Genomic DNA, 24,977 nt, shown 5'->3' with positions numbered 1-24,977 from the left:
GCTCGGCCAGTGAAAGAATGCACACTCAAAACCTGAGCAGGAACACCCCACAATGAAAACAATCGCCACCCTCGGGCCGGAACAATCCCAGTCATGGCAGGCTGCCGTCCAGTACGACAGTGAGGCGGAAATACGGCTGTATCCGCACGTTAAAGCCCTGCTCGATGCCTTTGCCGCGCGTGAAGTCGAGTATGCCGTCCTGCCGGTGTATAATACCCGTGAAGGTGAAAAGAAACAGTATTTCCGTTTTTTTGATCAGATCAAGGCCGGGTATTGGGTCGACAATGTTATTCTGCACTCCAATCTCTCCCTGGGTGTGTTCAACGAGGAGGATGCGGTCGAAAGCCTGCGCATGCTGGTGGGAAAGCGCGAGGTTTTCAACCAGTGCGAGGAGTTCATTGAAAACCGTCTGCCCGGTATCACCGAGATGAGCGTCCAGGATATCGACCAGGCCATCACCGAAATCCGGGACAGCGGGCAGAGCAAGGGCAGGGCGGTCATCGACAACGCGGAGACCCTGACTGCACATGGCTTGCGCATCATCGAGCGCGAGGTTGCCCCGCATAACCGCACCCGATACGCGGTTCTCGGGCACGCCCTGGCCCCGGTGACCGGATATGACGCCACCAGCCTGATCACCGAACCGCTGGATGACCGGGTGGGCATTCTGGTGGATATATTGAGCGAGTTTTCCCGGCGCGGCATCAATATCGTCGACATGCGTTCGGAAAACGACATCAAGACCCAAAAATTGCGTATTTATCTCGAAGCGGAAGGCCATATCCAATCCAACATCATGGCCAGCGCCCTTGCGCACATCGAGTCCCGAGTTATTCAGCAACAGGGCATGATCCGCGTCCTCGGTAGTTTTCCTCGGGTCGATATGCGGACCAAATATGTTAAATCATTTGGTTTCATCGGCACGGGCTCCATGAGCAAGTGGTTTGCCAAGCGGCTGGAGAGCGAGGGGTATGAGGTGCTGCAGACCGGCCGGACGACCACCTTGCGACCAGAGCAGATGATTGAACGAGTCGACGTGGTGGTGGTCTGCGTGCCGATCTCGGTCACTTCGGCCACGGTCCGCCAATATGGGCCGCTGATTAAGGCGGGTAAAGCCCTGATCCTCCTTGCCGGCGAATCAGAGGAGACCATCAAGAGTGCCCTGGAATCGACCAACGAGGAAGTCGAGGTCATGCTGGTCCATAACCTTTGGGGCCCCCAGGCGGCCACAATGAAGGATAAGAACGCCATTGTTGTCCGGACCTCACGCAGCGGTATGTTCTGCAGTGAGTTCGAGGCCTTTCTTTACAAGCATGGGGCCGATATCTTCCATGATTCTCCTTCCAAACACGACCTGCTGATGGGCATCGGTCAGAAGCTGCCCACGGTGATTTCGGTGGCCCTGGCCATGACGCTGGGTGAGAACGACATCACCAGTGAGGACATTGCCAGCCACTGTACCCTGACCTCGCTTTATCCCATCCTCGCCATGTCACGGGTGCATTCACAGAACCCCCGAACCTATGCGGAGATCATGTCTACCACGGGAGACAGCCGCAAGATTGTCGCCGATTTCGCCAAAAACCTGGACGAGGTGATCCGGATGGCGGAGACGGCCTCCATCCCCGGTCTCTGTTCCCTGATCGATGCAAACGCCGAGCACCTGACCGAGGCCTTCCTCCAGGCCCGGATGCAGCAGGCCAAGGCAGTCGACGATGTCCTGGGCCGGATGATTTGAAGACCGCCGGTTGACCGCGCTGGGGCCAATGGTTACTATGACCGCATGACGAACCAACGTAAAAGAAACCTGCTGCTGCTGGCCCTTTTTGCTTTGTGGTGCGCTGTCCTTTTGCTCCGGCCCGCTGTCCGTTCCGGCCCCGGTTGAGCCAGTCTGACCGCGCCGCCGGTCGGCGGTCCGCCTTGCCCACTGCCGCAGGCAGCGAGCCCAACCCCATCCTATTAAGGAGTCAGAAATCATCATGCTGTTAGCCGTCTTGAAATATATTGAAGAAAAGCATTACTGCCCCCATTGCAGCGGCGATCTTAAGCTGTGTCACGCGCCGCCGGTGCATGTTGGGGACGGTTTGGGTTGGGGCTCGGAATTTTTGTTTGTCTGTCTCAACGACGAATGTCCGCTTTTTACTAAAGGATGGGAGTATATCGAGAATCAGTACGGGCATGTCGGCTCCTATCGCTACATGGAGATTCCTGATTCCAAGGAAAGTTACAATATGATGGTTGTCGGTAAAGATGCCTTTACCGGCAGTCTCGTCGATGTTGAGGCCCTCAAGCGGCAGAGTGTGCGTTACCAGCGGTTACAAGAAGCGCTTGCCGCCTTGGAGCATTGTGTCGAACGACAGGAATTGGAACCGGTGCTCACCGTCTTGCTCGACGACTCGGCCTCGATCGATAGCCGGCAACGGGCGGTAAAGATGCTGGAACCATTGAATGACATTGCCTGTATCGAGCCCCTGCGTAATCATGTTTTTACAATCCCCCATCTGAAGGAAGAGGTAAGCCGGGCAATCGGCAAGGTGCTGGCCGGAAATTTCCTCAAGGAATGCCCCTACTGCTTTGAGTTGATCAAGGCGAGGGCAACGGTCTGCAAACACTGTCAGCGGGAGTTGGCTGTCTGACTTTCTGCTTGCGAAAAAGACGCCGTACGGGTATATAAGCCCACGATTGCGTGGTGGGCGTAGCTCAGCTGGTGGTAGCACCGGGTTGTGGCCTCGGAGGTCGTGGGTTCAAGTCCCATCGCTCACCCCATTAGATATTTAAGCAGTCTGAAAAAATACATGAACCCGCTTCCTCACCAGGAAAGCGGGTTTTTTGTTGTCCGTCGGCATCCTTGCCAATCAACCAGGGATCACCCTATTTTTTCAAATAATCCTTGCTGTTTATTCCTGGTACACTATAAAAAAACTGATTGCCAGTCAGTTCACAATCATTTGTATTATGGTTGTTTCTGGATCATGCCGTTCATTCAATTGCCAACCGGTAAAACAGGGAAGAATTCATGAGCTACAATGAGCAGGAAACCCGGTTTTTCCTCATCGATCCTGTCCTGCGAGATAAAGGCTACGACGATTACCAATGGCTACGACTGGAAACTCCTGCCCCGGTCGAACCAACCGGGCCCAAGGGCCGCCGCCGCAGGGGACCAGGACGGACGGATTACCTGTTGTGCGTACAGGCGGGGGATATGCCCAAGCCTCTCCCCGTCGGTGTGCTTGAAGCCAAGAAAGAGAGTCAAGATCCGCTCAAAGGCATGCAGCAGGCCAAAGGCTATGCCGATTGCCAGCGCTTTGATGTGAAGTATGTTTTTGCCACCAACGGCCACCGGTATGGTGAGTTCGATTTTTGCACCAATCTGCAGCAAGGCCCATTTCCTTTCGAAACCTTTCCTTCACATCCCGATTTAACCGCCCGTTATGTCAAAGATACCGGTATCGACCTGGCCCGGCCTGAGGCCAGTATCCTGTTCATGGCCGATAGCCCCGCCTGGTCGCTAAGCCGCTATTATCAGGATGCCGCCATCCGCGCCGCCTTTGAAAAAATCCTCACGAACCAGCAAGCCGGCGAACCTGCCCGTGTCCTACTGTCCCTGGCCACCGGCGCAGGCAAAACCATCATTGCCACCAACCTGCTGTGGCGCTTGAGCGAGGCCGGGCAGTTGCCCAAACCCGCCCTGTTTCTCTGTGACCGCGACGAACTGCGCGAACAGGCCTATACCAAACTCAAAGCCGCTTTTGGCGACAATGCCCGCATCGTCAAAACCGAGCAAGGACGCAACGCCGCCCGCAATGCCCGAATCCACATCGCCACCTATCAGACCTTGGGGCTGGATGATGATGACGATGAAGGCTTTGCCAGCTTCCTCAGCGAACACTACGGCCACGATGCCTTCAGCATTATCATTATTGATGAATGTCATCGTTCCGCCTGGGGCCGGTGGTCGGAAGTGCTCAAGCGCAACCCCAGCTCCATACACATTGGCCTCACCGCCACTCCCCGCCAGTTACATGAATCGAAGAAGGCCACGTCTGAAGACCAGGAGATCACCGCCAATAATCACCGCTATTTTGGCAAACCTGTTTATGAATACACCTTGATTCAGGCCCAGGAAGACGGCTATCTCGCGGCCGGCGAGATAGTCAAGCGCAAGGCCAGCATCGATAACCGGGTATTTACCAGGGAGGAGATTCTGGCCGCCAAACCCAAGAATATCCGAACCGGCAAGCTGCTCACCGAGGCCGACTTGACCAAAGCCACCTACACCGGTAAGGATTTCGACGACGAACTCTTTATCGAACTCCGCACCCCCGCCATGTGCCAGGACCTGTTCGCGCTACTCTGTCAAAATGGCGGGCCGGAACAAAAAGCGATTATCTTTTGCACCCGCGAAATTCACGCCGACCGGGTGGCGCAGCACATGAACAACCTCTATACCCGTTGGTGCAACGAGCATCATCAGATTCCCAAGGACCACTACGCCTTTAAATGCATGGGCGGCGCTCATAACGGTTCGGACATGATCGAACCCATGCGCGGCTCCGGTGAGCGCGCCTTTATCGCCTGCACCGTGGATTTATTGGAGGCCGGGGTGGACATTGAACGCCTCAATGCCGTGGTGTTTTTTCGTTACCTCCAATCGCCGATCAAGTTCTACCAGATGGTGGGGCGCGGCACCCGCATCCACGAAGAGACGGATAAATACAAATTCTGGCTCTACGATTACACCGATGTCACCGCGCTGTTCGGTACCGATTTCATCACCAAACCGCCGAGGCCCAATGGTGGAGGCGGCGAGGACCCTGATCCTCCACCGCTTCCGCCCGAGCCGCCTAGTGTGGCTGAGGTGGGCGGGTATTATGTGACCGTCACTCCCCAGGGCCGCTTCATTCTCTCCAGCCGTGACGGTCGCGACACGCCGATTCCGGTGGATGAATACCGCCGCGAAGTGATCGAGCGGGTGGTGCGTGAAGCCCACAATCTGGATGAGTTTCGGGCGCTTTGGATAGAGGCCCACAAGCGCCGGCAACTCATCAACCACCTGCTTGGGGATAATTTCAGCCCGGAAGTTATTCGTGAAATTGATCAGATGAATGATTTTGATCTCTATGATTTCTTCGGGCACCATGGTTATCGAGCCCGTGCCCTGAAACGGGCCGAACGTGGCGAGTTGTTTGTGGTCAACAACCGGGCCTGGTTTGAGGGGATGGCGGGCAAGGCCGCGATTGTTTTGCAAGGGTTGGGTCACCAGTTTGCCCAGGGCGGCACCGAGGCCTTGGAAACTCCGGCCCTGTGGGAGGTGCCGGAGATTAAGCAGGCGGGCGGGTTGCAAGCGCTCACCCTGGTGGGGCGGCCGGTGGATGTGGTCCATCAGGCCAAGGCAAGGCTCTTTGCCGCGTAGGAGCGGGCCATGCCCGCGATGGTTTGGTGGTGTTCGCGTTTTTCGCGCCCATGGGGCGCTCCTACAGGGTGCGGTGGTTGAGGGAGGGGTTGGGATGAAGGATGAGAAGGTGTTTGGGGTATGAGTATCGGCGCAAATTGGGAAAAAGCAAAACTAGGTGATATTTGCCACGTCGTAACCGGTAATACACCACCAAAATCACATCCAAAATATTATGGTGGCTCTATTCCTTGGATCAAGCCAGATAATTTAGACAAAGAGATGTATGTTCAAGAAAGTACAGAATATTTATCTGATGAAGGAGGCAGTCTTGCAAGACTTCTTCCTGCAGGATCAGTTCTTGTTTCTTGCATCGGGAATTTAGGAAAAATTGCTATAGCCGGAATAACTCTCGCAACCAACCAGCAAATAAATGCATTAATTCCATCGGATAAAATTGATTCAGAGTTTCTGTTTTTTGCCTGTTCAGCAATACGAAAGAAATTGTCACAAATTGCAGCCGTTACAATTGTACCGATAGTCAATAAAAGCGCTTTTTCAGAAATCGAAATACTTGTTCCGCCTATCGAAGAACAACGCCAAATAGCCGCCCGCCTGAAAGCCCAACTGGCCGAAGTGGAAAAGGCCCGCCAGGCGGCAGGGGCGCAATTATCTGCAACCGGCGAGCTTACCAATGCCATCATTAGTGACAGCCTAAAAAAAGGAAAAACGGTAAAATATTTACTTGGCGACGTTCTGCAGGAGGTCAAGCAGGGCATAGGCGATGGCTGGGCAGAGTTTCCGGTGTTGGGAGCTACCCGCAACGGCCTTGCTCCGGCCAAGGAACCGGTTGGCAAGCATCCGCACAAATACAAACCGGTTTTTTCCGGCACCGTCTTTTACAATCCCATGCGTATTCTCATCGGCTCCATCGCCTTTGTCGATATTGACGATGCGCCCGGCATCACCAGCCCTGATTATGTCGCCTTAACAGGGAGGGAAGGGATCGTCGATTCCAGGTGGTTCTATTATTGGCTGCGCTCTTCATTGGGCGAACAATGCATTCTGTCACTGGCACGGGGCGCGGTACGGGAACGGATGCTTTTTAATCGATTGGCAGAAGGGGAAATTGAGCTGCCCAGTTATCAATCGCAACAAAAGGCCTCCATAGCGCTGGCTGGTTTGAAAGCAATGCAGCGTGCAATCGAGAAACAATTGCACGAAATCAGCATCCTCCCCCAAAAAATCCTAGCCCAGGCATTCGATTGGCAAGAACGGTAGGAGCGGGCCATGCCCGCGAAAACAATGAGCCCAGACATTCCACATCGCGGGCATGGCCCGCTCCTACAACCTGAAACTGAAACACCGGGCAATCGGGCGTTGCGACGCGGCCGGGTGTCATTGCCCCATCAGGTGTATCTGGTGACATCGGCTACACTGCAACGGCAACGGTTTTTTGCTGATTTCCCGGCAGGTTGCGCCGCCGCCCGCTGCTTCGAAACCCCGGCCCTTCTCGGTAATGCCCGCATGCTGGCCTGGGTGTTGATGCCGGATCATGCCCATTGGCTGCTCCAACTCGGCGAAAAGGATACCCTCAGCGTGGTGGTGAACCGTCTCAAATCGGCCAGCGCCCGCCTGGCCAATCGAGCCCTGGACAGAAGCGGGGCATTGTGGGAACGGGCATTCCATGACCATGCCTTGCGCTCGGAAGAAGATATCCGGGGCGTTGCCCGGTATGTGGTCACTAATCCGTTGCGGGCAGGGTTGGTTGAGCGGGTAGGTGATTATCCGTTTTGGAATGCGGTTTGGGTTTGAATAATTTTGATACATTTTCGCGGGCATGGCCCGCTCCTACAACAAGAGAAATGATGAGGAAAAAGAATACCACCAAACAGGGCAAGGCCATCGGCTCCACCCAATCGCTTTCGGCCTTTGTCAAATCGATCTGCGACATCATGCGCCGCTCCAACTGCGCCAGCGCCCTGCAATATGTGCCGGAGCTGACCTGGATTCTGTTCCTGCGGATTCTCGATGATCAGGAGACCAGAGCGCGGGATGCGGCTGAGGCTGTGGGCGCGGATTTTACGGCCGCCTTGCAGCCGCCTTTTCGCTGGCAGGACTGGGCCGCCCCGTTTGCTGACAAACCGGATCACCCCACAACCGCCGAATGCAAACCTTTTGGCTGGAAACGGCAGGAACTGTTTGCAGCGGGCGATGGCAACTTATTCGATTTTATCAACAAAGAGCTGCTGCCCCATCTGCACGGCTTGGATATTGACAAGCGCACTGGCCTGCCCAACCCTTCCGCCAGTCGCAAGCAACGGATTGTCGGCCGCATCATGACCGCAGTGGAACGGGTACGGGTGGACAGCGAAACCAACCTGCGCGACATCCTCGACAAGGTGCACGAGATCAAAACCGAGCAGGTGGACGACACCCACTTTTTTACCCTGTCGCAGGTGTATGAAGATTTGCTGTTGAAAATGGGGGAAAAAAATTCCGATGGCGGCCAGTTCTTCACCCCGCGCGAGGTGATCCGGGCCATGGTCCATACGGTCCATCCCACCCTGGGCCAGACCATTTATGACCCCTGCTGCGGCACCGGCGGTTTTTTGGCCATTGCCTATGAGCATATCGCCCGCAACCTCGGCAACAGTGCCACCAGCACCGATATCGACACGCTCAAGCACGACACCTTTTTCGGCCGGGAGAAGGAAAACCTGGTGCTCCCCATTGCCCTGGCCAATCTGGTGTTGCACGGCATTGATCAACCCAATCTCTGGCACGGCAACACGCTCACCAAACGCGCCACCTACGGCGCGCTGTTTGAACAGGCTCCGAAAACCTTTGATGTGATTCTCACCAATCCGCCTTTTGGTGGCAAAGAGGGCAAAGACGCGCAAAAGAACTACGCCTTTGAGACCGGTTCCACCCAGGTGCTGTTTGTGCAGGATATTTTAAGCGAACTGGCCCCCAAAGGGACCTGCGCCATCGTCTTGGATGAGGGTTTGCTCTTCCGCACCAACGAGAGCGCCTTTGTTGAAACAAAACGCAAACTGGTGGACGAGTGTGCGGTGTGGGCGATTGTGAGTCTGCCGGGCGGAGTTTTTTCCACTGCCGGTGCCGGTGTTAAAACCAACCTGCTGTTTTTCACCAAAGGCAGGAAGACCGAAAAGATTTGGTACTACGATCTGTCCGCCGTGAAAGTCGGGAAAAAAACGCCGCTGACCTTGGCCCATTTTGGTTTTGATACCAATACAGCGGTGCTGACAGACAACCTCCTTCCGGCCAACCTTATCGCCGACTGGCTGGAGGATGCAGCCAATGCAGGGAAAGCTTTTCCCAGCTATGCACGGATGCTGCAGGCTCGAGGGACGCCCGAGGGCGAAAGCCGTTATTCCTGGACCATTGATTTTGCGGCGCGGCGCGCCAAGGCACGTGTGGAGATGCAACCGCTGCTGGAGGAATCAGCACAGCTCAGGGCGACGGTGGTCGATCTGAAAGAGCAGTTCAAGCGACTGAAAAAAGAAAAAGCTGGAGCCCAGAAACTCGAGGCGCTGGAAACAGCCATCAAAGACCAGGACAAGGCCGCACGGGATCTGGAGGCCAAAGCAGCTGGCATCGACGCCGCTGTATTCGACCTGAAAGCCGTCAATCCCAATGCGGTCGCCAAGGTGGACAGCCGCACGCCGCAGGAGATTATCGACACAATCCAAGCGCAGGGTGAAATTGTTGCGCAGGCGCTCGGAAAACTGAAAGCACTCTTGGCGGAAGCTGAGTGAGGTGCGTATGAACTTCGCTCCCATCTGTATCGAGTAGAGAGAAGAGAGGCGTGAATGAAGAAGAACAATTACCATCCGCCCTACACCATCACCCCGGCCATTGTCCATCTGGTGGCCCGGGTCAGCGAAGCGGTAGGGCGTTTGGTCGTGCTCACCGATCAGTCCAGGGCGCTGCGGCTGCGACGCATCAATCGCATTCGCACCATTCGGGGATCGCTGGCCATTGAAGGCAATACTCTGAGCGAGGCGCAGATCACCGCGATTGTCGAGGGTAAACGCGTCATTGCGCCACCCCGCGAGATTCAGGAGGTGCGGAACGCTCTTGTCGCGTATGATCGTTTTGCACAATGGAATCCGGAAGGAGCGGCGGATTTGCTGGAAGCACACCGCATCCTGATGGCCGGGCTCCTTGATGAGCCTGGGGCGTATCGGCGCGGCAGTGTCGGCGTGATGGCAGGCGGCGAGGTCATTCATCTCGCCCCCCCGGCGGATCGTGTTCTGGGGTTGATGACTGATCTTTTCCGTTGGCTGGCTGCCTCCGAAGAGCATCCCCTGATCACCAGTTCAGTGTTTCACTACGAGTTCGAGTTCATTCATCCTTTTGCCGACGGCAATGGCCGGATGGGTCGTCTCTGGCAGTCCTTGATTCTGACCCGTTGGAAGCCACTGTTTGCCGATATCCCGGTGGAAAGTCTGGTCCACGAACACCAGGCAGACTATTACCAGGCATTGCAAAAGAGCACGGATCAAACCGATTCAGCACCCTTTATCGAATTCATGCTCAGGATGATTCTTGATGCTGTCTCCACTGCCACCCCCCAAGTCGCCCTACAAGTCACCCCCCAAGTCAAGCGGTTGCTGCAGGTTCTCCAAGGCGAAATGACCCGCGAGGCATTGCAGAACGCGCTTGATTTGCAGGATCGCAAGTCATTCCGCGAGCGGTATCTCAAACCATCGCTGGCTGAAGAACTGATTGAAATGACTATCCAGGACAAACCCAACAGCCGTTTGCAGCACTATCGCCTAACCGATAAGGGGCAGCAGTGGCTGCACGATTGTGTCGGCGAGTAAGGAAGAATGACCACGTCTAATAAGAAAAAACCGACCTGGACCGACCTCAAACGTAACCTTGCCGATCTGGACCAACACGCATTGCTCGGATTGGTTCAAGACCTTTACGCTGCCAGCAAGGAGAATAAGGTTTTCCTTCATGCCCGTTTTGGGATGGGCGATGATGTTCTGGAACCGTACAAGGCTACCATCTCCCGCTGGGTCTGTCCCGATGTGATGCGCAACCAGGACTATTCAGTTTCCAAAGCCAAGAAGGCGATCTCTGATTATAAAAAAGCCGTCGGCCATTCCGAAGGGTTGGCCGAGCTGTCGGTGCTCTATTGCGAGTCCTGCAGGGATTTCCTCGGATTTTGCAGCGTAGATGACGAGGGTTTTTTCAATGCCCTGGTTCGGATGTTTGAGCAGGCCTTGAAATGCATTCGGCAGCTAGATGCGGGCCAGCAAGAACAATATCTTGAGCGCCTTGATAGTGTACATTATGAAGCCGACGATTGGGGATGGGGCGTCGGTGAGGACATGGATGACCTGATGGCCGAGTATGGATTTGGCAAGCAATGAGCAAAATAGAGAACCACCGGATGAGCTGCAGCAACTGCGGGAAGAGAACGCCCGTCTCAAGGCCCTGCTGAACAGTCATGGTATTGCCTGGGAGGTAGCTTTTGACAAAGAGCCGGATTCCCCCACCGCCGAATCCCCGCCAACCGCAAACCACCTCACCACCAGCGAAAAGATTGCGCTCTTTCGCCTTCTGTTCCGTGGTCGCACCGACGTCTATCCGATACGCTGGCAATCTGCCAAGGATTCGGCCGGTTATTCACCAACCTGCAGGAGCGAATGGAAGCCCGGCATCTGCCACAAACCGAAGGTCAAATGCGGTGACTGCTCGCAGCGTTTACTGTTGCCGGTGACTGATCAGGTACTCTTTGACCACCTGTCCGGAAAACATACCGTCGGGTTTTTTCCACTCCTTCAAGGATTACGGGTTTTTTTGTTGTCCGGTGAAGTCTGATGAAATACGTTGATAGCAAGGGGGAACTAGTGTCTCGTGCGGTTAGTCTCGTTGTTTAATGATTGTTTTGCTCTTTCCACTTTATCAAGGATACCATCGGCGCTTTTTGTCCACTTGAAAGGTTTTGCCGTCTTTGAATTATGAGGGCTTATGAAACGGTGGATTTCGTTTCTCAGTTCTTTGACACTGGTAAAAACTCCGCGATAAAGAGAACGACGTTCCAGCTGTCCAAACCAGCCTTCTACAGCATTAAGCCATGATGCGCTGGTTGGGGTAAAATGCATTTTGAAGCGGGGATTGGTCTTGAGCCACTTCTTCACTTCAACCGTTTTGTGTGTACTGCTGTTGTCCAGAATAACGTGGAGGTCAACATCTGACGGCATTGCTTTTTTTATTTGCCGAAGAAAATCGAGAAATTCTTTTGCCCTGTGCCGTGCTGTCGTCCTCCCAATAACCTTACAGGTTACAATGTCAAAGGCAGCGTAAAGGCTGGTGGTCCCGTTTCGCTTATAATCATGTGTCCGACGTTCAATTTGGCCTGGCCGCAACGGGAGCATCGGTTGGGTTCGATCTAATGCCTGAATTTGAGTTTTTTCGTCAACGGATAAAACAACCGCATTTTCAGGAGGATTCATGTACAGCCCAACGACATCTATAACCTTTTCAGCAAAGTGTGGATCATTACTGATTTTGAATGTCTTGAGCCGATGGGGTTTTAAGTCGGCAGCCTTCCATATTTCCCGCACTTGCCAGGTGGTGACATGAGCCGCTTTCGCCATGAGGCGGACACTCCAATGAGTCGCCTCTCGAGGAATGCATTCCACGGTCATTCTCAGCACTTCCATGACTTCTTCTTTGGGAAGCTTCTTGGGCTGACCACTTCGAAAACGATCCTGAAGGCCCGTGAGGCCTTGATCTTTGAATCGCTTCCTCCAGCGGTAGACAGTCAGTGCAGTGGTCCCGAGCTGGCTTGCCACTTGCTCAACTGTCTTTCCAGAAGCCGTCAGCAGGATGATCTCCGCACGGAATACAAGGCTTTGCGCTGTTTTAGGTGAACGCAGCAGGGCTTCGAGGCTCCGCTGCTCGTCTTCATTAATTGTATAGTTTTCATGTGTGCGTGGCATGACGCACTATAACACATAAATTGATAAATGTGCCCAATTAACCGCACGGGACACTAGGGGGCAATATTGGGGAGCAACTGCTAATCCCTGCTAAGGAGTTGCCCCCATGTCACCTACTGACGTAGCAATTAAAAAAACTAAAATCAGGGAATAAGGCTATTCGCTTGTTCGATGGCGGGGGCTTGTACCTTGAAGTTTTATCTGCTGGGGGCAAGTGGTGGCGGTTTAAGTACCGTTTTGGAGTAAAAGAAAAACGAGTTTCTCTTGGCGTCTACCCAGGTTTTTTTCTTTGAAGGATGTACGAGCGCGGCACTTTCCTGGCCGCCGTTGCCGATGATTGCGTTCCAATAGCGATCCGTTTGGGCGTGGTCAACGGTTGCGACCTGAAACGAGAACGCTTCGTCGTGCTTGAACGCAGGCCACCTTTAAGCCCAAGGCACGGAACGCCCATCACCGTAAACTCGACTGTCAACCCGTCCGCTTTGATCTGGTGGTTGTTTAGTGTAGAAAAAGGCACGAAGCCAGTCAACCAAGGTGGGCCTTTTCTGGGCGGATGGCACTATGAGCAGGTGAAGGCCTGGGAACAGGTCATGACTCGCTCTACTTTGCATGTTGGTAGAGGGAAAGGGTGAATTGGGCTCGTTCGCCCCTCAGCGATGATCGAGCAGCACCTCACGCACTTTTTTTCTGAGGCTGCGAGCTGAAAAGGGTTTTTCGAGAAAATGAATATCTGGGCTGAGGATGCCGTGCGGAGAAATGATGTCAGCCGTATAACCGGAAATGAAGAGGACCCTGATTCCAGGTCGGATCATCTCGATTCTCCTGGCTAATTCCTTCCCGTTCATTTCCGGCATAATGACGTCGGTAATGAGCAAGTCGATAACCTCCCGGTTCTCCTCAACCAGGGTGAGAGCTTTGGTGGGTGTTGGAGCAACCAGCACCTTGTAGCCCTGTTGTTCAAGGATGTAGATGCCGAGTTCGAGAATGGCGGTTTCATCTTCCACCAAGAGGATGGTTTCGGTTCCGATATCCTGTGTTTTTTCGCTGTTTTCCTGGAGGATTAAGTGAGATACCTGCGCTTGCGGCAGGTACAGGTTGATGGTCGTTCCTTGATTGGGTGCGCTGCTAACAGTGACAGCTCCCTCATTCTGCATGAGTATGCCGTAGACGGTCGCCAGTCCCAGGCCAGTTCCTTTTCCTTCTTCTTTGGTGGTGAAAAATGGTTCGAATATCCTGGACATGGTTACCTCGTCCATGCCGCAGCCGTCATCAGTGATGGTTATCAGAACATACCGACCAGGGGCAAGGTCAAGTCTTGGCCGGCCATTCTTCTCTTTGATAGCAACAGTGCTGGTTGTAATCACTAGGCGCCCGTTCCCGTTTATAGCATCCCGAGCATTCACTGCAAGGTTGGCCAGTATCTGCCCCAATTGGGTCGGATCGATCAGCACCTGGCCCGGGTTTGAACCAGGTTTCCAGACCAGTTCGATGTTTTCGCCGATCAACCGGTGCAGCATTTTCAAGGCGTTGGTGATAGTTTCGTTGAGATCGAGTAACCGGGGAGAGATGACCTGCTTGCGGGCAAAGGCCAGGAGTTGCCGGGTCAGATCCGCCGAATGGAGGGCGGCCTGGTGGACCTCACGTAACCGCTTATACAGGGGATGTTCTTCGTTCAGTTCATTCAAGGTCATTTCGACATAGCTGCCGATGATGGTCAGCATGTTGTTGAAATCATGGGCCACGCCACCGGCCAAACGACCCACGACTTCCATCTTCTGTGATTGAAGGAGTTGGGCCTCAAGTTTCTTCTGCTCATCCTCGGCCCGTTTTCGCTCAGTAATGTCACGGCTGACACCCCGGTAGCCGAGGAAAGTACCCTGCGGGTCAAAGATTGGGGTGGCGCTCGATTCCAACACCACCTCTCCACCGTCTTTTTTGACAAAGGTACGGCAGAGTTGACTATAGGGTTGTCGATTGGTGAGGATCGCTTGGAAATGGGCAACGCTTTCCGTGGATTCATCTTCTCTATCGAGAATGTCGAACCAGGATTTGCCGACAAATTCTTCGGGGGTGTAGCCCAGCATGTCTATGGACCGCCCGCTAGCGAATGAGTACCGATGATCCGGGCCTGTTTCCCAGATGAAATCGCTGATGCTTTCCACCAGATCGGTGTACCGTTTGGCGCTCTCGGCCCGCGCCTTTTCGATGGCCCGCCTTTTGGACTGATCGCGAAACACGAGGACAACACCGGTGATCAGTCCGGCTTCGCTGCGGATTGGTGCCGCACTGTCAGCTATGGGACGACAACTACCGTCCTGGGCGATGAGCAGTGTGTGGTTGCTCATACCGACGATTTCCCCATCGCGCAGAACTCGCTCAACCGGTAGTTCAACCGATGTACAGCTGTCTTCGTCAATAACCTGGTACACCATGGCCAAGGGGTTGCCCAAGGCCTCTGCCTCCCTCCAGCCGGTGAGAGATTCCGCAACCGGATTCATCCGGGTCACTAGCCCTCGAGTATCCGTGGCGATGACGCCCTCGCCGATGCTATAGAGGGTGGCACGATTTTCTCCGCGGGTCTGTCGGTGTTCGCGCTCTTCTTGGAGCAGGGCCTCGGACAAGGCTTTGCGTCGTGCGAGACTGGTAAACTGCACCAGGATGCCGGCAATAACGGTTGCCATGGTTACCAGCAGCAGAATCGCGCCTGCTCGGTATCGAGCTTCAGCAAGGATTTCATCGGAGTCCATCTTGGTGACGATGTACCAATGGGTTTCGGGGACGGCATTTGCGCTGGCCAGAACATCAACGCCGCGATAATCGACACCGCGAATCATTCCGGTGATACCGAGCACAGCCTGAACGGAGGGCGCGTTGTTTTGGGTTAAAGGCAGGCGAAAAGACAGGGCTGGAGATGGCTGATGACGGAGCTGGTTGAGAAAGAGTGCATGGTCGCCCTCTTTACGCACCAGCATCGACTCGGCGTTGCGGTGCACGATCGGCCAGGTTTGGATCATCGGATAGAGATCGCGTTCCGGATCAGCAACCAGAAGGAGCACTAAGGAGACCTGGTCACCGTTGAAGATTGGGGCCGCGACCTCAAGGTGGGATTGATTGCAGTTGCGGCAGTGAAAAAAATCGCCGAGAACAACCTGCTTCGAGGCGACAACCTGACTGACAAGATGCTGTTCTTCCGGCTCAAGTTCGGTGATCCTGGGCAGAAGCGACAACTGAATGCGCCCCGTGCTATCAGCCAGCATCATGTTGGCGTATCCCTCGTTTTCTTGGAAGAACTGCAGGCGTTGGCGCACCTCTTCCAGGAGAGCGGGACGAGGTGATTGCAGCCATTGTTGGGAGAGAACCCGGACCATTCCAGAGGAATGCATGCGGGCATCGGCCAGTCGCTCCTGACGCCAGGCGAGGATTTGATTGGTTTTCAGTTGGGCGATGGCATGCAAATTCTCGCCGTGTTCGCGCAGGATGGTCTGTTCCTGCTGTTTGTACAACCCATACCCACCTGCAGTGATTGCTGCGATCACCAGGCAGGCCAGGGCGAACAGAGCCCGTGCGGGCAGTCTCCCGTAATTCTGGTTGCCGCTAGTTGCTGGTGAAGGCGGTGAGGGGGGCATGTTGCTCTCGTGATGACTTCTGTGGAATTATTTTTGGACAACGGAGCCGAACTGCCACGAAACAATCCATGACAGCTCGGCAATGCCTAATGGTTCAGAGTAAGGCGAAAAGAGGGACAAGTTCAGACTCTGAATTTTTTCACCAGCAGTTCCAACTGCTCAGCCAGGTCGGAGAGATTTTGGGCACTGCTCTGCACCTGACCGGAGCCGTCTCCTACCTGTTTCGACTGGCGGCTAATCTCGGTGACGTCGCGGGTGATGTCGGTCACCACCAACGAACTCTGGGCCACGTTTTCGTTGACCTCGGCTATTCCCATGGAGGCTTGAGCTATATTGCCGGAGATCTCACTCGTGGCTGTCGACTGCTCTTCCACCGCCGTGGCAATAGCGTTGATGACGCTGTTGATTTCAATGATGACATCGGAAATCTTGGCGATATCCCCAATGGTGGCGCTGGTCGTCGACTGCATCTCACTGATCTGATTTTTGATGTCAACGGTAGCATCGGCGGTCTGGCGTGCCAGTTCCTTGATTTCGTTGGCGACCACCGCAAAGCCCTTGCCCGCTTCGCCGGCCCGTGCCGCCTCGATGGTGGCGTTGAGGGCCAGCAGGTTGGTCTGTTCGGAAATCTCGGTGATGGTTTCGGTCACCCTACCGATCTTCTTGGCCGACTCACCTAGGTCAGACATTTTTGCCGAGGTAGCCTGCGATTGTTTAACTGCTGACTCCGTGATGATCCGAGCTTTTTCAGCGCTCTCGGCAATTTCGTTGACCGTAGCGGTCATTTCCTCGGTGGAAGAGGCAATCATGTTGACGTTGCTGGTGGATTGCTCCATAGCAGCCGAAACCGACTGGAAGTTGGTGCTCATCTCCTCGGAGGCTGCTGCCACCGAACCGGACTTGTCGGCAGTATCCTTGGCAGCTGACGATAACTGTTTGGAGACGGCCGCCAGATCGGAAGATGACATGGACAGGCTGTTGATACCATGGACGATCTCCTTGATCATCGTGCCCAACTGGCCAACCATCAGGTTGAGGGATCGGGCCATGAGACCGATTTCGTCGCCTTGGTGGACATCGAGTTTGGTGGTGAAATCGCCGTTGGCCATGGTTTCGGCAAAGGCGGCGGTCAAGCGGACTGGTCCGGTTATAGCCCTGGTGAGGAAGGTGGCAAAGGCGAAGCCAAGAAGTAAGGCGGTCAGGGAGATGATCAGTGTGGTACGGATGGCGATTTGGCTTGAGGTCTTTAACGTCTCTCCCAACCCCACCTGATCTTTGACGTAGGTTTTGTGGATGTCGTTCACCAGTTGGGCCACTTCCCCGCCTATCTGAGTCAGTGTTCCGTTGTAAATGGTGTTGCGTCCGATGGTGGCCTTAGCCATCTGGTTGAAACTGTCGATATACAATTTGGCATCGGCAAGGACTTTCTGCGCCTTGGTTTTGCGTTCCGTATGGGATCCGCCCGCTAATTGGGCAAGGATCTCCTGCATCTGGCCGTTTTCAGCGACCACCAGCTCAGCGTCTTTTTCAGCAGCTGTAGCCAGGAATCTTTGCGCATAGAGGCGGGCCAGGAGCATGTGCTGGGTGGCCAGGGCTGCTTTTGCCGTGGCCTCGTTGTCCTGATCGTTTTTGGCCGAGGACATGATCTCGTTCATGCCGTTCTGCATACCTGGACCAAGGGATCTGAGAACATCGTTGATGATGCGATCGCTCTCCTTGATGTCAGCGATCAGTTTATCAAAAGCAGCTTGATAGGAATCGGCGCTCTGGTCAATCTTGGCGATTTTTGCAGCTCTTTCAGGGTTTTTAATGCGGCCCTTGGCCTCATCGAGCGTTCCCTGCATCTCGGACATGTGCTCCTTATATCCCTGTAGGTCCTTGTCGCTGTGATTGATCATGAAATCCTTCACTTTCATGCGAACTTGGAGCATTGATTCCTGGAGATTGGCCACCAGATTCGAGTTGTTGCCCCGGCGGTCATACTCGTTGATTCCTTTGGAGGCCGCATCAAGTCCGTTCCAGGAAAAAAAAGCCACGATCAACAACAATGCCAAGATGAATCCAAAACCACCGCCTATCTTCACCGATAATTTTAATTTGTTCATGAGGAGCATCCTTAGGAGCAATATTTTATCTGTTGTTATTGAATAGATTTTTTATATATCCTGGCAAATCGCCCATGTTGCTGTCGAGATAAAACACGAATCGTGGAGTGAGGAGAGGGTATTTGCTGTCGGATATCTGCTGTTCGTTTTTTATGATCAGAAGGATTCTGAAGCTTTCATATTCATCGCGCAGAGCCAATAGATCATTGATTTCCTCCTCATCCTGTGCAAAGAGGATGAGAATATCGTTGCTGCGTAGTTGCAGGCAGAGCGGTGATGTGAATTGGGATCCTGGTGGCAGGGTGATGAGTTTACCGTCTGGGTGTATCTTGCTTAAAAAGTGTTCGATCCAGCGAAAGGTTTCGGAATCCCTTGCCGCATAGAGGAAAAAATTTTTCATAGGCCCCTTTAAGTGTCGCAGTTAACATCTTCGACAAAAGTAACTCGCTTTTTTATAGAGCATAAAGCTTGCCAAGGGGACGGTTGGCGGAAAAAAATTTGTTTTATTGCAGCATTTTAAATAATTACGATGAATCGAGTTGTTTAACTGAACGCGATGACGATAAAATGATTGCTGAAAAAAAAGACAGTCTAATTCTGTGGACAGAGTTCAGTCTGATTTTCTAGACAATGGTACCTAATGGTGAAACCGAATTCGAGAAAAAGAGGGAGACGTAAAAGATGGGGATTGGGTGAGTTTTTTCGACGGTGCAGTCGATGGTCAGGCAAAATCTTGATTGGAGGCGCCGATGCCGTGGAGTTTGATCTGCTGGTACAGTCGAGCCCGGGAAAGATCAGAAAGACGACACATCTCTTTCATGTTGCCCTTGGCGTAAGCAAAAAGAAGCTGCAGGTATTCTTGTTCTTTTATGGCTTTGAATTCCTTCCAAGGCAGAGGGCTTGCCTCAGGCTCCAGGACGATAGGCGTCTGAGGGACAACCGGCTCGGATTTAATCCCCTCGAGAGTTTTGTACACCTTGATCGATTCGGGCAGGTGGTAGGGATAGAAGGTGGGGTGATGAATGGCGTTGGCAAAAACTTGTTCTAGGGTCTGCTGTAATTCGCGGATATTGCCTGGCCAGTTGTAGGAGAGCAGATAGTCAAAAAATTCGTCGGCAATACCTTTGGTGTCCGTTTTGGCCCGGTCGCATAGCCGGGTAAGAAAATAGCGCGTCAGAGGGCGGATGTCCTCTTTTCTCTCCCGCAGCGGCGGCAGGTGGAGGGAGAGGGCGCGAAGACGATAGAGGAGATCGGAGCGAAATAAGCCATGCGCCGCGTATTGATCGAGATCGCGGTTGGTGGCGGCAATCACCCTGAAATTACTGCATTCTTCCTGGGTGGCCCCGATCGGACGAAACCGATGTTCCTGCAGGACTCGAAGAAAGGTTTTTTGGATGCGTTCCGGCAATTCGCCGATCTCATCGAGAAACAGGGTGCCGCCATGCGCCATTTTAATCAGGCCGCCGGCTGCCCGGTCCGCCCCGGTGAAGGCCCCTTTAATATGGCCAAACAGGGTGCTTTCGATAAGGGTTTCGGGGAGTGAGGCGCAATCGACAACCACAAAAGCCTCCCCGGCCCGGAGTGAGTTGTCATGAATGGCGCGGGCAAAAACCTCCTTGCCGGTTCCGGTCTCCCCGGTGATCAGGACGCTGGCTTCGCTGACCGCTGCCTTGGCCAGTTGATCGAGGCAGTTGAGCATGCCGGGGCTTTTTCCGATAATAGAGTCCCTTTTCAAGGCAATCGGGACGATTCCGCTTTTCATTTTTTCTTCACGATATTGCAGGGCTCTGGTGAGCGGGAGCAATAAATCGCGCAGAACATGGGGTTTTTCCAGGTAGCTCCAGGCGCCGAATTGAATGGCTTTTTTCGCGCCGTCCGGATCACCGGATCCGGTCATAATGATGATTTCTGGGTTGGAGGTCACTTTGAAAAATTGGGGCAAGGCATCCAGGCCGTTACCGTCGGGTAGCTGCACATCAAGGAAAATGAGATCAAAGAAGCCGTTGCGAGCATGCTCCATGCCAATCTTCAGCATATCAGCGATCACGACGCGGTGTCCGGCGCGCTCGAGATGGCTAGTAAGCATCTCGGCCAGCATGGTATCATCATCGACTATTAGGATATTAGCCATCGTTCAGAACGTTTAATGGTGCTCACAACTAGTTGCAGGGGGCAACAGGTTTGAGAAGAAAGGTGCGGATACCCGCTTCATCCATGGTTCTGTTGAAACCTGTGCAGAGATGATTGGTAAATTCAGTGTGATCCGGAAATGTTTCCGGTTGAAGGCGTCGTCTGACATGACCGGCGTGGTCATTGCAATTGCCGTCAAGTCGATCCGTTGCCGATGTTCGGAAAAAAGGCTAACGCGTCGAGATATTCTATAAGTTGTATATCACAGTGTGCTCCTGCCATTCCAGCCCTTTGTACAATAATTCATGGTTTCATTTTGCATGTCCCGCAGTTTATGAGTTTTTCAACAGCTTGATAGCTGCTGACCTGGTCACTCGGCGAGATGATGACGACCGCTTCGATTTTGCCGAAGGGAATGACTAGTTGGTACGCCTGGCCCTGGAGGGGGAAGAGTTGCTACGGAGCGATCTGTACAGCCTGTATGTCGGTTGGTTACGGCCTGTGACGACCGCGGGGAAGCCAGGTACTGATGATCTGGAGCTACTAGCATTGAACGGGTTACAGTAACAGACAGCGGCGCAGCAGAACCTAGCGGAGTTTTTTGAATTCGATGAGGATTTGCTGGCAAGTACAGGCATCGACAGGCAACCAATGATTACAGCCTGAAGCGGCAGATGAGACCGTTTAGGATACATGGTTGGACCAGCTTCCCCAGCTTGAGATCAGAAAGTATCGGTAGTAGATGCTGTTGGGGCAGGCCAAAAAATCGCAGGCTTATTGCCATTGGAACAGCGACCGATTTTGAACGGATGAACCTGGGATTCACAAAGCTCAATGAGTGAATGACACTGGTTGCATGAGAAAGACATGATAGTGTAAGTACAGAATACGTATGCCATAGCCAACAAACGGATCGAAGAAATCTTACCGATCCTTTTCTCAAATTTTTGAGGAGTACCCATGTTACGAGATTTAGCGCTGGCCGCGAAGGCTGCCTGCAGCCGGGAAGATCAGGAAAGTTTGATCCCGATGGTGAAACAGTTACGCGATCTGGGTGAAACCGCCTTTAAGAAGGGGCTGCTTGCCCTGGAAGGTGAACTGATGCAGATCAAAGATCCGTTTCTCAAATTGGGCATCCAGCTGATCGTTGACAAGACCGAACCGGAAAACGTCCAGGATATTCTTGATTCGGACATTTACTATAATGAATCCAACGGTAGGGAGCTTTTGAAAAAAATCATTCTCCGTGAAGGATTGCTCCGCATCCAGGCCGGGGATAACGCCCGCAACATCCTCATCTGCACCAAGGTTTTTCTCGGTAAGGTTGATCCGAGCCTCTGGTGATTGCTCCTCTTTTATTGTCTACGGTTACTTTACCACCCAACTCACCCCAGGGAGGCGCGGCATGCACGACCAAAAGTTTGTGGACTTGTCTAGAGAAATGCAACTTGAAGAGGTAACGACTCGCTTTCAATACCGAAAAGAGGCAGGGTGGTTTACTCCGGAGGGGATCTTTGCCGGTAAGAACGAGATGGATGTGATCGGAGCCCTGATTGATCTGGAAGAAGCGGAGATCAACGCCATTGGCGACTGCATGGGCGGTTGCTGCATGGTGTCGCCCCAGCTGGGGGATTTTGTCAGGAAATTCGTGAAGAAATATTGAGAGGGTAAGGTGCTCAAAGAGCGCGACTGCTGCTTGAACATCGCGGCTCTCCAGCCTCTTTTTGGCCGGATTCCAGGAGGAATTTTTTTGTGACTTGTCCGCACTCGCCGTCCAGAGTTCTTTATTGGAAACGGAGGGGTTTTTCGCCGATCTCAGCCGGACCCTTTTTGGGGGCTGAAGTTGGCGCCAGGTGTATTTCTTCCGACTGCCGTTGAGGCTGTGAAGGCGATCTGTTTTCACGCGCGCCCTCGCTGAGCAGAGTCAGCATTTTGCTCAGCTTCTTTTCGCCACCGTATGAATCGACAACTGCTCATGCCGAATAACCCGCAATGAGCAAGCCCGTTCATTGGCCATTGAGAGCCTGTTCCCCGGATCTGAAAGAGTCAAAACGTATCGGTGATCACCACCTCGGCGAGTGGTAGTTTGCCGCCGCGCGGCCAGGGGGCAGCCGTGCTTTTCCCGATTGCAACAAACAGGGCAATGACATGATCGTCCGGCAAATTGATCAATCGGCCGACGGCATCAAAATCGAATCCGTCCATGGGGCAGGAATCGTAGCCCATGCTTTTGGCAGCGAGCATTAACGTCTGGGCCGCCATGCCGCAGGAACGCATCGCCTCATCACGCTGAACCTGCTCTTTTCCCCGGTAGTAGCTATCGATGGCCGGGACCACGAAATTGCGCACCGATTCAGGTGCATCTCCCCAGTAACGTTCTGGGTGTTTGGACCAGGCCTTGAGATCAGCACAGAGGACAATAAAGAGTGAGGCGTCGGTCACCTGGGCCTGATCCCAGGCGACTGCCCGAATCTGTTGCCGGATTTTGGGATCGAGGACTACCACGAATCTCCAGTTCTGGATGTTGAAGGCCGTGGGTGAAAGCATAGCCAGACAGAGCAATTGCTCGATCTCTGCCTCGGTCATCCGGTGATGGGGATCGTATTCTTTGACTGCCCGCCGCTGGGTAATGGCCTCAAAGGTTTCCATGTGCTCCTCCTTGATAAAGATAACAAGCCGCCCGCCGTGCCCCTGTGCCCTGGGGCCACTTCGCCAAAACGGCCGGAATGTACCAACGCCGATTTTCTTAAATGTAACTCTGATATTCCGGTTCAAACATCAAGCAACGGATGTGCTCTTCCAGATCATCCGGCCTGGGTTTGGCCGCTAATCCGTTGCGGTAGGCCACCTCGGCCACGGCCAGCGCCACGGCCAGCGAGACCTCGCGAATTCGCGGCAACGGGGGATAGACCCGACCGTATTGCAAATCCGCTTCCGATACCTCTCCGGCGACCACTCGGGCTGCCACCAGGAACATCTCATCCGTGACCCGGACGGCGCCACAGGCCATCACGGCCATGCCGACTCCGGGAAAGATATAGACATTGTTGCCCTGAGCCGGGAACAGTTTCCGGCCATGGGTAGTGACCGGGGCAAAGGGACTGCCGCTGGCAAAGATGGCCCGACCCTCAGTCCAGGTATAGGCCTCTTCGGCAGTGCACTCGGCCTTGGAGGTTGGGTTGGAGAGGGAAAAAACAATGGGCCGCTCATTGATCCGGGCCATCGCCTCGAGAATTGCGGGGGTGAACCGCTTGGGCTGACCGGAAACACCTATAATCGCCTGGGGCCGCAAGGTCTCAACTGCGTCGATGAAATCGGCGATGGGCGGATGATCGTGGGCATAGAGCAGCTTCTGCCCGGTAAGATCGGTCCGGCTCTTGACGATTAGCCCCTTGGAGTCGACGTACCAGCAGCAACGCCGGGCCTCTTCCGGGGTGAGCCCCTCCTCGACCAGGGCCGAGACCAGCAACTCGCCGGTGCCGAGTCCAGCCTCGCCAGCACCGAGGAAAAGAAAACGCTGGTCCTTGAGTAAACCACCGGTGATTCTCAAGGCCGAGAAGATCCCGGCCACAGTGACCGAGGCTGTTCCCTGGATGTCGTCGTTGAAGCAGCAGACCTGATCGCGGTACTGCTGGAGCAACCGGAAGGCGTTCCGGTTGGCAAAATCCTCGAACTGGATCAGGGCTCCGGGGAAAACTTGCTGGACCGCCAGGACGAACTCTTCAATCATCTCATCGTACAATTCGCCGCGAATGCGCGGATGTTGCAGGCCGGTATAGAGCGGATCATTCAGCAGCCGGGCATTATCCGTGCCCATGTCAAGGGTGATCGGTAGGCTGAGCGAGGGGTGGATGCCGGCGCAGACCGAGTACAGGGCCAGCTTGCCCACGGGGATGCCCATACCGTCGGCTCCGAGGTCGCCCAGGCCGAGGATGCGTTCACCGTCGGTCACCACAATGATGCGGATATCGTTGAACGGCCAGTTGCCAAGCAGCTCTGCCACCCGCCCCTTATCCTTGGCGGTAATGTAAATGCCGCGCGGCCGCCGGAAGATATGGCCGAACTGGAGACAGGCCTGGCCGACGGTGGGGGTGTAGACAATGGGCATCAACTCCTCGATATTGTCGAGCAGCACCCGATAAAACAAGGACTTGTTGCGGTCCTGAAGGGCAATCAGATAGACATAACGCTCGATATCGGTGGATTGCTTGCGCAGATTCTCCAGCACTCGTTGCACCTGTTCATCCATGGTCAGGACCCGGGGTGGCAGCAGGCCGGTCAGGCCCAGGGCCTCCCGTTCTTCCAGGGTGAAAGCCGAACCCTTGTTCAGGCTCGGGTCGCGGAGCAGGGCAATGCCGGTGGGCAGACCGGCAAGCCGGCTGCGGGCGCGTACCCGGGCGCTGGCATCGGTGGCCGCACTCTTTTTCAGCATGGACTGGAGATTTATATGACTCAAGAAACGGGACAGGGTTTCGCCATCAACCAGGTCTTTTTCAAACCGGATGAGCATCTCATCCTTTTCATGAATTATTTTATACATGCCATAACTACCCTTCGGTCCGTGGTCAGGAAGCCACGCCGCGCTTGCCGCCCTCGTCGCATCACAGCAGGAAGTGCTGAATGGTACGGAGGAGTGGAATTCTCATTGTTCAAGCATTACAAACCTCTGGCATGACTGTCAAGGTTCTCGGATTTTCTTGCCAGGCTCGATAAACGGTTGTGACAGAACGAAAGGGGG

19 protein-coding genes, 1 tRNA gene and 1 pseudogene are annotated in these 24,977 nt (G+C 54.1%); 13 read left to right on the top strand and 8 right to left on the bottom strand.

Annotated features, from left to right (window positions below; translation table 11 throughout):
- Positions 1–52 precede the first annotated feature (52 nt).
- The 10 genes from ACHZCX_RS20015 (at position 53) to ACHZCX_RS19970 (ending at position 11,254) form a co-directional block, all read left to right on the top strand.
- Positions 53–1,738: a prephenate dehydratase domain-containing protein gene (locus tag ACHZCX_RS20015; protein WP_319588974.1), complete on the top strand. Its 1,686-nt coding sequence runs from the start codon at positions 53–55 to the stop codon at positions 1,736–1,738.
- A 241-nt stretch (positions 1,739–1,979) separates the two neighbouring features.
- Positions 1,980–2,636 (top strand): zinc ribbon domain-containing protein, encoded by a 657-nt coding sequence (locus tag ACHZCX_RS20010; protein ID WP_319588973.1) that lies wholly within the window; start codon positions 1,980–1,982, stop codon positions 2,634–2,636.
- A 53-nt stretch (positions 2,637–2,689) separates the two neighbouring features.
- Positions 2,690–2,766, top strand: a tRNA-His gene (locus tag ACHZCX_RS20005).
- Between the two features lie 250 nt (positions 2,767–3,016).
- On the top strand, positions 3,017–5,413 hold the full coding sequence (locus ACHZCX_RS20000; RefSeq protein ID WP_319588972.1) for a DEAD/DEAH box helicase family protein: 2,397 nt from the start codon (positions 3,017–3,019) through the stop codon (positions 5,411–5,413).
- A 120-nt stretch (positions 5,414–5,533) separates the two neighbouring features.
- Positions 5,534–6,673: a restriction endonuclease subunit S gene (locus tag ACHZCX_RS19995; RefSeq protein ID WP_319588971.1), complete on the top strand. Its 1,140-nt coding sequence runs from the start codon at positions 5,534–5,536 to the stop codon at positions 6,671–6,673.
- Between the two features lie 24 nt (positions 6,674–6,697).
- Positions 6,698–7,207: an REP-associated tyrosine transposase gene (locus ACHZCX_RS19990; RefSeq protein WP_394708859.1), complete on the top strand. Its 510-nt coding sequence runs from the start codon at positions 6,698–6,700 to the stop codon at positions 7,205–7,207.
- A 50-nt stretch (positions 7,208–7,257) separates the two neighbouring features.
- Positions 7,258–9,174 carry an N-6 DNA methylase gene (locus ACHZCX_RS19985; protein WP_319588969.1) on the top strand — a complete coding sequence of 639 codons (1,917 nt, stop codon included), beginning with the start codon at positions 7,258–7,260 and terminating at the stop codon, positions 9,172–9,174.
- A gap of 54 nt (positions 9,175–9,228) precedes the next feature.
- Positions 9,229–10,245: a Fic family protein gene (locus ACHZCX_RS19980; RefSeq protein ID WP_319588968.1), complete on the top strand. Its 1,017-nt coding sequence runs from the start codon at positions 9,229–9,231 to the stop codon at positions 10,243–10,245.
- Between the two features lie 6 nt (positions 10,246–10,251).
- Positions 10,252–10,803 carry a hypothetical protein gene (locus tag ACHZCX_RS19975; RefSeq protein ID WP_319588967.1) on the top strand — a complete coding sequence of 184 codons (552 nt, stop codon included), beginning with the start codon at positions 10,252–10,254 and terminating at the stop codon, positions 10,801–10,803.
- Positions 10,784–11,254 (top strand): hypothetical protein, encoded by a 471-nt coding sequence (locus ACHZCX_RS19970; RefSeq protein ID WP_319588966.1) that lies wholly within the window; start codon positions 10,784–10,786, stop codon positions 11,252–11,254. Before ACHZCX_RS19975 ends, ACHZCX_RS19970 begins: the two co-directional genes overlap by 20 nt.
- A 26-nt stretch (positions 11,255–11,280) precedes the next feature.
- Here ACHZCX_RS19970 and ACHZCX_RS19965 read toward each other — a convergent pair whose 3' ends face one another.
- Entirely contained in the window at positions 11,281–12,378 is a 1,098-nt protein-coding gene (locus tag ACHZCX_RS19965; protein ID WP_319588965.1) for an IS630 family transposase, read from the bottom strand.
- A 164-nt stretch (positions 12,379–12,542) separates the two neighbouring features.
- Between ACHZCX_RS19965 and ACHZCX_RS19960 the strand changes: the two genes are divergently transcribed.
- Entirely contained in the window at positions 12,543–12,671 is a 129-nt protein-coding gene (locus tag ACHZCX_RS19960; protein WP_394708850.1) for an Arm DNA-binding domain-containing protein, read from the top strand.
- Positions 12,672–12,689: 18 nt separating this feature from the next.
- Here the strand turns inward: ACHZCX_RS19960 and ACHZCX_RS19955 are convergent.
- From ACHZCX_RS19955 to ACHZCX_RS19935, 5 genes and pseudogenes are all read right to left on the bottom strand, one after another.
- Positions 12,690–12,862 (bottom strand): annotated as a pseudogene (locus ACHZCX_RS19955) (VOC family protein); the annotation flags it as partial.
- A gap of 166 nt (positions 12,863–13,028) precedes the next feature.
- Positions 13,029–16,004: a PAS domain S-box protein gene (locus ACHZCX_RS19950; protein WP_319588964.1), complete on the bottom strand. Its 2,976-nt coding sequence runs from the start codon at positions 16,002–16,004 to the stop codon at positions 13,029–13,031.
- A 122-nt stretch (positions 16,005–16,126) separates the two neighbouring features.
- Positions 16,127–18,109 carry a methyl-accepting chemotaxis protein gene (locus ACHZCX_RS19945; protein ID WP_319588963.1) on the bottom strand — a complete coding sequence of 661 codons (1,983 nt, stop codon included), beginning with the start codon at positions 18,107–18,109 and terminating at the stop codon, positions 16,127–16,129.
- A gap of 25 nt (positions 18,110–18,134) precedes the next feature.
- Complete coding sequence (locus tag ACHZCX_RS19940) at positions 18,135–18,509, bottom strand: hypothetical protein (RefSeq protein WP_319588962.1); 375 nt, start codon at positions 18,507–18,509, stop codon at positions 18,135–18,137.
- A gap of 321 nt (positions 18,510–18,830) precedes the next feature.
- Complete coding sequence (locus ACHZCX_RS19935; protein WP_319588961.1) at positions 18,831–20,240, bottom strand: sigma-54 dependent transcriptional regulator; 1,410 nt, start codon at positions 20,238–20,240, stop codon at positions 18,831–18,833.
- 959 nt (positions 20,241–21,199) lie between these two features.
- On the opposite strand from ACHZCX_RS19935, the gene ACHZCX_RS19930 reads away from it, so the two are divergent.
- Together ACHZCX_RS19930 and ACHZCX_RS19925 are read left to right on the top strand one after the other, a co-directional pair.
- Positions 21,200–21,583, top strand: a complete 384-nt coding sequence (locus ACHZCX_RS19930) for a hypothetical protein (protein ID WP_319588960.1) — start codon at positions 21,200–21,202, stop codon at positions 21,581–21,583.
- 61 nt (positions 21,584–21,644) lie between these two features.
- The gene (locus ACHZCX_RS19925; protein ID WP_319588959.1) at positions 21,645–21,902 is read left to right on the top strand and encodes a hypothetical protein; all 258 of its coding nucleotides are present in this window, start codon (positions 21,645–21,647) and stop codon (positions 21,900–21,902) included.
- 383 nt (positions 21,903–22,285) lie between these two features.
- Here ACHZCX_RS19925 and ACHZCX_RS19920 read toward each other — a convergent pair whose 3' ends face one another.
- Both ACHZCX_RS19920 and ACHZCX_RS19915 read right to left on the bottom strand, forming a co-directional pair.
- Entirely contained in the window at positions 22,286–22,888 is a 603-nt protein-coding gene (locus tag ACHZCX_RS19920; protein WP_319588958.1) for a nitroreductase family protein, read from the bottom strand.
- Positions 22,889–22,985: 97 nt separating this feature from the next.
- Positions 22,986–24,779: an NAD-dependent malic enzyme gene (locus ACHZCX_RS19915; protein ID WP_319588957.1), complete on the bottom strand. Its 1,794-nt coding sequence runs from the start codon at positions 24,777–24,779 to the stop codon at positions 22,986–22,988.
- Positions 24,780–24,977: the final 198 nt, after the last annotated feature.

The sequence above is a fragment of the uncultured Desulfobulbus sp. genome (assembly GCF_963662935.2).
Lineage (GTDB): Bacteria > Desulfobacterota > Desulfobulbia > Desulfobulbales > Desulfobulbaceae > Desulfobulbus.
Note: the sequence above shows the minus strand (reverse complement) of the source record. Positions and strands in the feature narration are given on the sequence as shown.